Here is a 10,526-nt window from a genome sequence, read left to right as displayed (position 1 = left end):
TATTAGCTCCGGTTTCCCGAAGTTATCCCAGTCTTACAGGCAGGTTGCCCACGTGTTACTCACCCGTCCGCCGCTAACTTCAGGGAGCAAGCTCCCATCCATTCGCTCGACTTGCATGTATTAGGCACGCCGCCAGCGTTCGTCCTGAGCCAGGATCAAACTCTCCGAAGAAATGTTTGACTTGCTCATTTGCTTTTAGAGTGTGTGCTCACTATTTTAAAACGTTGGCGCTTAGTTTTGTTCAGTTTTCAAAGAGCAATCACTTTAACAACTTAATCATCATACCACGGAGTTGAATAGTTGTCAACTTCTGCGAAGAAGATCAGTTATTTTTAAAATCGCATTTCTTAGCGACTACTTAATCTTACTACTATTTCAATAAGACGTCAATAGTTTTTTTCAAGAACATATTCCTCTTGTTTTTACTGCTCTATCAATAATTTCTAAGATCAAAAAATCTCGCTTGCTAAATAAGCAACTCCCTTATGATAAAAGAGTTTACACATGATGTCAATGATTTTTTCAGCCAGTTACTGTATGTATGATTCTGTAGACGACCGTACATTCATTTCCTTGATTTCATTGACTTCCTTCGTTTTTAATCCTTATAATGAAGATAAATACACAAAATCATACATTCAAGTATCCGTTTTATAAGGATTCGCAACCTTTTCGGAACATCTTGAAAAAGAAGGGGACACAATTATGAACCCTATTAAGAACGTGCAGCCCATTCGAAACCAGCAGCAGCTGGAAGATATGAAGTGGGCGCTTAAACGCCATTGTTCGGAACGTGATTATATTCTGTTTGTCTTAGGCTGTGAAACTGGGCTGAGAGTTGGAGATCTTTTACGACTCAAAACCAAACAGATTCTGAATTTGAAAGGAAAGTACACAAAGATACTGCGCATCAAAGAGGGAAAAACACAAAAAATCAGGGAGATGTATCTTGAAAACTGCTTCCAGGAAGTGTACGGCTATGCCGCCAATGTGGACAGTGATTGGCTTTTTCCATCCCGGAAGGGGGACGGCTCCATCACGCCGACCCAGGCATACCGGCAGTTAAATAAGGCCGCCGACTTTGCTGGCGTCGACCATGTCGGCAACCATACCCTGCGGAAAACGTTCGGATACTGGTTTTACAAAGCGACAAAGGACATTGCAATGCTGCAGGGAATCCTGCACCACTCGGACCCGTCGATTACCCTGAGGTATATCGGCATCACAGAAGAAGAAACCAACAATGTCTTGAAAACCTTCAGTGTGTTTAAATAATGTGGTTCCGAACGAAGGAGCAGTCTTTGACTGTTCTTTTTTTTATTTCCGAAAAAAATCCTTGTTGCCAGACGTTCATAAAGGCTGTTTTTAGAGGCTTGAATTCCCTGCCCATACTTTTCTATTCAAAAAAAAATCAAAAAGCTTAGAAAGGCAAATACACAGCTTAAACAGCGTATTTTTAAAAATCATCTTGGTGAATCATATACTTTTATGCCTGTTTTTCATTTTTCTTTTTCGGAACCCTTCGAATCCTAGATCTTCAGCTTTATCTACTTTCATTTTTCTCTCTTTCTTTTTCTAAAGCATTTATTTTCTCTTAACTCACTTCTTGCCTGACTGTTCATAGCAAACCATCTCCCTCTGGCCGGCGACATCTTTAGAGTGCCAGAAGACCTCAGCATTCCAAAAGGTACGTTGGCAGGGTGAGGTCTTCTGGCGTTTACGAAAAAGAAGGAGCCGGCCGGTATCCTGAATATGTATAAGATCTTGCTAGAAATAAGACAGAAATAAAACCAGACATTGAATTCTTTTGGATTTCTCTCTTTTTTTCGCTCTATCAGAGGTGTAAAGGCAGCTCAAAATACACTTTGCTCATAATTTTTTTTAGGTTCCGGTGAAATAGCGGATAAAATTAAGGTCTCCCCGTCTGATCTTAGAATTAGCTGCGTCACAATATTTGATTGAGAAACGCACTAGTGTTTAAAAGCAATCATTTTTCTTTTTGTGAAATCCCTTAGGTTAAATCCAGATAATGAGAACCTTTTTTTAAAAATAATAATCTTTAATCTTTGACACATAAATTTGTATTTTGACTTGCCACAACAAAAATTTTCAGAATTTTACAAACACAAAATCCCCTGTTGTGTTTGTTTTACTAATATTGTTTTAATTGTTTTACATTGTTTTAATTGTTTTCGGAGGCCTCAAACCCTTGGTATGACTGGTCTCAGGACCTCTAACTATAACATTTTTGGTGCCAACTATAACATTTTTGGTGCGAACTATAACATTTTTGGTGCCAACTATAACATTTTTGGTGCCTGAACTATAACATTTTTGGTGCCAACTATAACATTTTTGGTGCCAACTATAACATTTTTGGTGCGAATTATAACAAAAAAATCCTTTTGTTATTGATGAACTTTTGTCATAATAAAGAAGCTCGAAAGGGAGGGAATTGTGATGAAAATTTTAGAGAAAAACGAAACGCAGAATAACCATTTGGTGACTAAGTCGAATATGCTCATTGAAGCAAATTATAAATTAGGTGTTGTGGAGCAAAAAATTATTCTTTGTCTGGCGAGCCATATTACACCTGCAGATTCAGATTTCAAAACCTACACCCTGCCTATTCAGGAATTTTCAGATCTCCTAAGCTTAAAAGGAACACCCAAATATACAGAACTGAAGCAGATTACGAAGGATTTGATGAAGAAGGTATTTGAAGTGCGGATTAAAAAAAAGGTCATACAGGTTTCGTGGCTCAGCTATGTAGCGTATAACGAAACGGAAGGAACTGTAGACATAAGGTTTGACCCCTTCCTGCGGCCGTACCTGCTTCAGCTGAAAAGGGAATTCACAAGCTATAAACTTGAGAATGTGGTGAAGCTGAAAAGTTCCTATGCCATAAGGATCTATGAATTGCTGAAGCAATATGAAAGACTGAAGGAAAGATCCTTTTACCTGGAGGACCTGCGCAAAATGCTCGGGGCTAAGGATATCTATCCTGCCTACGGAAACTTTAAGCAGCGTGTTCTTGTACCGGCCCAGAAGGAATTGAAGGCTAAAACGGATATATCCTTTGAAATAGAAGAAATCAGGACTGGACGAAGAGTGGATAAAATCAAATTTTTCATCACTTCAGGAAGCAATGGGAAAGCTGATCAATTGGACCTGCTTCAAAATCATTTGCAGGAATTTGCCGATACGTTTATAGAGAAAGTGAAAAAACTCGGCTTAAATCTGGGGGTAAGGTTAACGGACGAAGTCATTCTTTCATGGGAAAAGCATGGACAGGACAATGTAATGAGCCTCCTGGAGAAAATACAGGACCGTAAGGACATCGAAAACCCCGTCGGATACATAACCAAGGTCTTAAAGGCAGCAAACAAGGATGATGAATCAGAAGACATCCTTATACGCTTAGTATCCGACTTCAGAAAATCAAAGGAAGTACTGCCTGCTTGGTATATACGGGAAAAGTCCATTGAAAAAATGGAGGAAGTACTGAAATTGGATCATGAATCAGCAGCCGTTACATTTGAAGAAATTAAAGAAGAATTATTTGAAGTTCTGCAAATTCAGGAGCCGGAGGCTGAAAGTGATTCAATAGAGGAGCTAGAAAAGCGCAAGCGTAAGTTCGAAAAGCAACTTAAGAAATTAAAAAAAGGCACTCATTAATGAGTGCCCTTTTTTAATTGGATGACAAAGGCATCGTATAAAATAAGAAGAAAACAACGTTAGAAGAAAGGAAGAAAAGAAGAAAAGAAGAAAACAACGTTAGAAGAAAAAAATAAAAGAAGAAAGGGTGATAAAGGGATGGCGATTACTATTACAATGGGAATTCAAAAAGGAGGCTGCGGCAAATCCACCACAACCGGCATTCTCACGCACTTGTTGAGCAGAAATGGATATAGAGTCCTTGCAGTGGATATGGACTCTCAGGGCAACCTTACAGAGCTTCTGTCTGAGCAGCCTTCAAATGAGTGTATGGGCAAATCCGTGCTGGAAGCGATGCAGGAAGATAATGTTGAGGGCTACATACTGAATATCACCGATCACCTTGATCTTCTGCCTGCCAATAACTTTTTGGCAACTTTTCCGCGCTGGCTGTATACGGGAAAAACATATAAAGGCGATACGATCCCTTTTAGCGGAAATCCAAGTTCTGTCTTAGATCATGCTTTGGAGTCCGTCAGGGACAGATACGATTTTATCGTTATTGATACTCCTCCCTCCTTAAGCGAGCAGACAACAAATGCACTGTGTGCCAGTGAATACGTGGTTGTTTTATTCGAATGTTCAAATTGGTGCTATTCAGCTATCCCGAATTTTATGGATTCTATCCATGGAGCCAATGAATTCGGAAAGAGAAATACTCAGGCGATCGGCGTGCTACGCACGATGAATGATGTAAGGCGAAGCGATGCCAAGGCCTTTAATGAACTAATTGCGGAAGATTACCCGGACCTGGTATTTGATACGGTGATTACCAGGAAGGCGCATGTTGGCAGATTATCTCTGTATGGATTTAACCAGAACGCTGAACTGCGGCAGGCATTGGGACAATACGAAGGATTCTATAAGGAGTTGATCAGCCGTGTCGAAGGTAAATGACATCAAGAGTAAAATGCGCAGTCAAAAGCACATTAGCCCCAGCTTTGCCTTGAACGAAGAAGTATTACCGGAAGAAACCAAGGAACGTTTAGACAGTGGAAGAAAAGAAGAAAAGAAGAGAGACCGAAAACGGGTATCCTTCGATCTAAGAACGGACCTTCATAAAGAACTGAAAATGCAGTCGCTGCTTCAGGAAAAGAACATTTATCTATTGATTGAGGAAGCATTGGAACAGTATCTTAAATGAAGACGATAAAAAAGAAATACCCGGTCATTCGGGTATTTCTTTTTTATCAATCAAATGTATTTTGAATAGCTGCATCAAGTCCCTGTCCGGATTCTTTGATATAGCGTTTAGTCATATTTAAATCCTTATGGCCGACCAGCTTTGAAACGGTTTGAATCTCAATTCCTTTATCGATAAGATTCTGGCAAAAAGTATGTCTCAACTTGTGCGGGCTCACATCGTACTTGCTCAGCATATATTGAACCGCCCTCGGTGTCATACGCTGATTAACACTGGATAAGAAGACTGCTTCATTCTCGGACTTCAGAGAGTCTTTATAACGCTTAATATGCTCACTGGCAGCTCTTGAAAGGGGGATAACCCGTTCAATCTCGCCTTTTGAATCCCGGATAAGAATAGATTCTCTTTCACCGTCTTTTTTTATATCGGTGTGATTTAATTCACAAAGTTCTGATACCCGAATTCCGGTATGAAGCAGAACATAAACAATAGCGACGTTCCGCACGTTTCCTTCGTCTTCCACTTCTTTTATTAGTGCTGACTGTTCAGCTGGCTCCAGTGACTCTGGTGGTTCATCCTTCTTTTCCTTTGCTTTGCGGTCAATGTTGGCCACAATCTCTGGTTTGTTAAGAAACCGTGAAAATACAGTGATGGCTGTATAATGCTTTTCGATTGTTCCGGCACTTTTATTGGAATCGTCCATATAATCAAGATAGGCCTGCACATGGGTCGATTCAATCTCTTCTATTTCTTCTTTCATCCATTGAAAAAATTGAGAGAGAACACCTACATATGTTTTAGCCGTACTGTCTGATTTATTTTGATCCATTAACCATTCAGCAAAAGAATGAAGGATTTGGTCAGTATTTCGGATTTCTTCTTTATTCATCAAAAATCCTCCCGCCTAGAGTTCATCCAAACGCTTCAGATGAAAAAATATACAAAAAAACCTTAGGAAAAATCCTAAGGTTTTTTAGAAAAGAGATAGGATTTTGAACCTGCATTCTTCGGGTTATGAATCCTAAAACTAGAAATTGCTTGGCGGCGTCCTACTCTCACAGGGGGAGAACCCCCAACTACCATCGGCGCTGAAGAGCTTAACTGCCGTGTTCGGAATGGGAACGGGTGTGACCTCTTCGCTATCGCCACCAAACTATGAGGAACGTTGTTCCTTCAAAACTAGATAATAGAAGAAGTTAAATATCTGCACGTCATTTTGGTTAAGTCCTCGATCGATTAGTATCTGTCAGCTGCACGTGTCACCACGCTTCCACCTCAGACCTATCAACCTGATCATCTTTCAGGGATCTTACTAGCTTGCGCTATGGGAAATCTCATCTTGAGGGGGGCTTCATGCTTAGATGCTTTCAGCACTTATCCCGTCCGCACGTAGCTACCCAGCTATGCCTTTGGCAAGACAACTGGTACACCAGCGGTGCGTCCATCCCGGTCCTCTCGTACTAAGGACAGCTCCTCTCAAATTTCCTGCGCCCACGACGGATAGGGACCGAACTGTCTCACGACGTTCTGAACCCAGCTCGCGTACCGCTTTAATGGGCGAACAGCCCAACCCTTGGGACCGACTACAGCCCCAGGATGCGATGAGCCGACATCGAGGTGCCAAACCTCCCCGTCGATGTGGACTCTTGGGGGAGATAAGCCTGTTATCCCCGGGGTAGCTTTTATCCGTTGAGCGATGGCCCTTCCATGCGGAACCACCGGATCACTAAGCCCGACTTTCGTCCCTGCTCGACTTGTAGGTCTCGCAGTCAAGCTCCCTTGTGCCTTTACACTCTGCGAATGATTTCCAACCATTCTGAGGGAACCTTTGGGCGCCTCCGTTACTCTTTAGGAGGCGACCGCCCCAGTCAAACTGCCCACCTGACACTGTCTCCCACCCCGATTAGGGGCGCGGGTTAGAATTTCAATACAGCCAGGGTAGTATCCCACCGACGCCTCCACCGAAGCTAGCGCTCCGGCTTCTCAGGCTCCTACCTATCCTGTACAAGCTGTACCAAAATTCAATATCAGGCTGCAGTAAAGCTCCACGGGGTCTTTCCGTCCTGTCGCGGGTAACCTGCATCTTCACAGGTACTATAATTTCACCGAGTCTCTCGTTGAGACAGTGCCCAGATCGTTACACCTTTCGTGCGGGTCGGAACTTACCCGACAAGGAATTTCGCTACCTTAGGACCGTTATAGTTACGGCCGCCGTTTACTGGGGCTTCGGTTCAAAGCTTCGCTTGCGCTAACCTCTCCCCTTAACCTTCCAGCACCGGGCAGGTGTCAGCCCCTATACTTCGCCTTGCGGCTTCGCAGAGACCTGTGTTTTTGCTAAACAGTCGCCTGGGCCTATTCACTGCGGCTTTTCCGGGCTATTCACCCTAAAAAGCACCCCTTCTCCCGAAGTTACGGGGTCATTTTGCCGAGTTCCTTAACGAGAGTTCTCTCGAACACCTTAGGATTCTCTCCTCGCCTACCTGTGTCGGTTTGCGGTACAGGCACCTTTCATCTCACTAGAGGCTTTTCTTGGCAGTGTGGAATCAGGAACTTCGGTACTATATTTCCCTCGCCATCACAGCTCCGCCTTAATGGAAACGGGATTTGCCTCGTTTCCGGCCTAACTGCTTGGACGCGCATATCCAACAGCGCGCTTACCCTATCCTCCTGCGTCCCCCCATCGTTCAAACGATGAATAGGTGGTACAGGAATATCAACCTGTTGTCCATCGCCTACGCCTTTCGGCCTCGGCTTAGGTCCTGACTAACCCTGAGCGGACGAGCCTTCCTCAGGAAACCTTAGGCATTCGGTGGAAGGGATTCTCACCCTTCTTTCGCTACTCATACCGGCATTCTCACTTCTAAGCGCTCCACCAGTCCTTACGGTCTAGCTTCAACGCCCTTAGAACGCTCTCCTACCACTGACACCAGAGGTGTCAATCCACAGCTTCGGTGATACGTTTAGCCCCGGTACATTTTCGGCGCGGAGTCACTCGACCAGTGAGCTATTACGCACTCTTTAAATGGTGGCTGCTTCTAAGCCAACATCCTGGTTGTCTAAGCAACTCCACATCCTTTTCCACTTAACGTATACTTTGGGACCTTAGCTGGTGGTCTGGGCTGTTTCCCTTTTGACTACGGATCTTATCACTCGCAGTCTGACTCCCATAAATAAGTCTTTGGCATTCGGAGTTTGACTGAATTCGGTAACCCGATGAGGGCCCCTAGTCCAATCAGTGCTCTACCTCCAAGACTCTCATTATGAGGCTAGCCCTAAAGCTATTTCGGAGAGAACCAGCTATCTCCAGGTTCGATTGGAATTTCTCCGCTACCCACACCTCATCCCCGCACTTTTCAACGTGCGTGGGTTCGGGCCTCCATTCAGTGTTACCTGAACTTCACCCTGGACATGGGTAGATCACCTGGTTTCGGGTCTACGACCTCATACTCATTCGCCCTATTCAGACTCGCTTTCGCTGCGGCTCCGTCTTCTCAACTTAACCTTGCATGAAATCGTAACTCGCCGGTTCATTCTACAAAAGGCACGCCATTACCCATTAACGGGCTCTGACTACTTGTAGGCACACGGTTTCAGGATCTATTTCACTCCCCTTCCGGGGTGCTTTTCACCTTTCCCTCACGGTACTGGTTCACTATCGGTCACTAGGGAGTATTTAGCCTTGGGAGATGGTCCTCCCTGCTTCCGACGGGATTTCTCGTGTCCCGCCGTACTCAGGATCCACTCAGGAGGGAACGAAGTTTCAACTACAGGGTTATTACCTTCTCTGACGGGCTTTTCCAAGCCTCTTCATTTACCCCGTTCCTTTGTAACTCCATGTTGAGTGTCCTACAACCCCAAGAGGCAAGCCTCTTGGTTTGGGCTAATTCCGTTTCGCTCGCCGCTACTCAGGAAATCGCATTTGCTTTCTCTTCCTCCGGGTACTTAGATGTTTCAGTTCCCCGGGTCTGCCTTCAGTACCCTATGTATTCAGGTACAGATACTGTTCCATTACGAACAGTGGGTTTCCCCATTCGGAAATCTCCGGATCAAAGCTTACTTACAGCTCCCCGAAGCATATCGGTGTTAGTCCCGTCCTTCATCGGCTCCTAGTGCCAAGGCATCCACCGTGCGCCCTTTCTAACTTAACCATAAACATGGTATGTTTTGAAAAGATTGACGCAAAAATTTGCCTTCTATCTATTATCTAGTTTTCAAAGAACAAAGTTCTGAAAGAATTGCTTCTTTCAAAACTGAACAAAACGTAAGCGAACGTTATTTTCCTTAGAAAGGAGGTGATCCAGCCGCACCTTCCGATACGGCTACCTTGTTACGACTTCACCCCAATCATCTGTCCCACCTTAGGCGGCTGGCTCCATAAAGGTTACCCCACCGACTTCGGGTGTTACAAACTCTCGTGGTGTGACGGGCGGTGTGTACAAGGCCCGGGAACGTATTCACCGCGGCATGCTGATCCGCGATTACTAGCGATTCCGGCTTCATGCAGGCGAGTTGCAGCCTGCAATCCGAACTGAGAATGGCTTTCTGGGATTTGCTCGGCCTCGCGGCTTTGCTGCCCTTTGTACCATCCATTGTAGCACGTGTGTAGCCCAGGTCATAAGGGGCATGATGATTTGACGTCATCCCCACCTTCCTCCGGTTTGTCACCGGCAGTCACCTTAGAGTGCCCAACTGAATGCTGGCAACTAAGATCAAGGGTTGCGCTCGTTGCGGGACTTAACCCAACATCTCACGACACGAGCTGACGACAACCATGCACCACCTGTCACTCTGTCCCCCGAAGGGGAACGCCCTATCTCTAGGGTTGTCAGAGGATGTCAAGACCTGGTAAGGTTCTTCGCGTTGCTTCGAATTAAACCACATGCTCCACCGCTTGTGCGGGCCCCCGTCAATTCCTTTGAGTTTCAGCCTTGCGGCCGTACTCCCCAGGCGGAGTGCTTAATGCGTTAGCTACAGCACTAAAGGGCGGAAACCCTCTAACACTTAGCACTCATCGTTTACGGCGTGGACTACCAGGGTATCTAATCCTGTTTGCTCCCCACGCTTTCGCGCCTCAGTGTCAGTTACAGACCAGAAAGTCGCCTTCGCCACTGGTGTTCCTCCAAATCTCTACGCATTTCACCGCTACACTTGGAATTCCACTTTCCTCTTCTGCACTCAAGTCCCCCAGTTTCCAATGACCCTCCACGGTTGAGCCGTGGGCTTTCACATCAGACTTAAGGAACCACCTGCGCGCGCTTTACGCCCAATAATTCCGGACAACGCTTGCCACCTACGTATTACCGCGGCTGCTGGCACGTAGTTAGCCGTGGCTTTCTGGTTAGGTACCGTCAAGGTGCCAGCAGTTACTCTGGCACATGTTCTTCCCTAACAACAGAGCTTTACGACCCGAAGGCCTTCTTCGCTCACGCGGCGTTGCTCCGTCAGACTTTCGTCCATTGCGGAAGATTCCCTACTGCTGCCTCCCGTAGGAGTCTGGGCCGTGTCTCAGTCCCAGTGTGGCCGATCACCCTCTCAGGTCGGCTACGCATCGTGGCCTTGGTGAGCCATTACCTCACCAACTAGCTAATGCGCCGCGGGCCCATCTGTAAGTGACAGCCGAAACCGTCTTTCCATCTTTCCTCATGCGAGGAAAGAACGTATCCGG

General features: G+C 45.3%; 6 protein-coding genes, 3 rRNA genes and 1 other annotated feature. Of the genes, 5 read left to right on the top strand and 4 right to left on the bottom strand.

Annotated features, from left to right (window positions below; genetic code table 11):
* Positions 1–171, bottom strand: a sequence feature (16S ribosomal RNA rRNA prediction is too short).
* Positions 172–504: 333 nt separating this feature from the next.
* The 5 genes from ACN6MY_RS23325 to ACN6MY_RS23305 all read left to right on the top strand — a co-directional run bounded on the left by ACN6MY_RS23325 (position 505) and on the right by ACN6MY_RS23305 (position 4,861).
* Positions 505–657, top strand: a complete 153-nt coding sequence (locus tag ACN6MY_RS23325) for a hypothetical protein (protein WP_419884282.1) — start codon at positions 505–507, stop codon at positions 655–657.
* A gap of 48 nt (positions 658–705) precedes the next feature.
* Complete coding sequence (locus tag ACN6MY_RS23320) at positions 706–1,275, top strand: tyrosine-type recombinase/integrase (protein WP_419884281.1); 570 nt, start codon at positions 706–708, stop codon at positions 1,273–1,275.
* 1,185 nt (positions 1,276–2,460) lie between these two features.
* Positions 2,461–3,678: a replication initiation protein gene (locus ACN6MY_RS23315; RefSeq protein ID WP_419884280.1), complete on the top strand. Its 1,218-nt coding sequence runs from the start codon at positions 2,461–2,463 to the stop codon at positions 3,676–3,678.
* A gap of 138 nt (positions 3,679–3,816) precedes the next feature.
* Positions 3,817–4,614 carry a ParA family protein gene (locus tag ACN6MY_RS23310; protein WP_419884279.1) on the top strand — a complete coding sequence of 266 codons (798 nt, stop codon included), beginning with the start codon at positions 3,817–3,819 and terminating at the stop codon, positions 4,612–4,614.
* Entirely contained in the window at positions 4,598–4,861 is a 264-nt protein-coding gene (locus ACN6MY_RS23305) for a hypothetical protein (RefSeq protein ID WP_419884278.1), read from the top strand. The genes ACN6MY_RS23310 and ACN6MY_RS23305 overlap by 17 nt, the downstream gene beginning before the upstream one ends.
* A gap of 46 nt (positions 4,862–4,907) precedes the next feature.
* Here the strand turns inward: ACN6MY_RS23305 and ACN6MY_RS23300 are convergent, their stop codons facing one another.
* The 4 genes from ACN6MY_RS23300 to ACN6MY_RS23285 all read right to left on the bottom strand — a co-directional run bounded on the left by ACN6MY_RS23300 (position 4,908) and on the right by ACN6MY_RS23285 (position 10,526).
* Complete coding sequence (locus tag ACN6MY_RS23300) at positions 4,908–5,750, bottom strand: tyrosine-type recombinase/integrase (RefSeq protein WP_419884283.1); 843 nt, start codon at positions 5,748–5,750, stop codon at positions 4,908–4,910.
* A 147-nt stretch (positions 5,751–5,897) separates the two neighbouring features.
* Positions 5,898–6,014: ribosomal RNA gene (gene rrf / locus ACN6MY_RS23295) — 5S ribosomal RNA — on the bottom strand.
* Between the two features lie 63 nt (positions 6,015–6,077).
* Positions 6,078–9,009 (bottom strand): 23S ribosomal RNA (locus tag ACN6MY_RS23290).
* Between the two features lie 137 nt (positions 9,010–9,146).
* Positions 9,147–10,526, bottom strand: a 16S ribosomal RNA gene (locus ACN6MY_RS23285).
* The 16S, 23S and 5S rRNA genes sit together here, the layout of an rRNA operon.

Source organism: Peribacillus sp. B-H-3 (assembly GCF_048572925.1).
In the GTDB taxonomy this organism is placed as follows: Bacteria; Bacillota; Bacilli; order Bacillales; family DSM-1321; genus Peribacillus.
Note: the sequence above shows the minus strand (reverse complement) of the source record. Positions and strands in the feature narration are given on the sequence as shown.

Coding starts and splice junctions, on each gene's coding strand:
- ACN6MY_RS23325 (WP_419884282.1), top strand. CDS start 505: ATGATGTCAATGATTTTTTCAGCCAGTTACTGTATGTATGATTCTGTA.
- ACN6MY_RS23320 (WP_419884281.1), top strand. CDS start 706: ATGAACCCTATTAAGAACGTGCAGCCCATTCGAAACCAGCAGCAGCTG.
- ACN6MY_RS23315 (WP_419884280.1), top strand. CDS start 2,461: ATGAAAATTTTAGAGAAAAACGAAACGCAGAATAACCATTTGGTGACT.
- ACN6MY_RS23310 (WP_419884279.1), top strand. CDS start 3,817: ATGGCGATTACTATTACAATGGGAATTCAAAAAGGAGGCTGCGGCAAA.
- ACN6MY_RS23300 (WP_419884283.1), bottom strand. CDS start 5,750: ATGAATAAAGAAGAAATCCGAAATACTGACCAAATCCTTCATTCTTTT.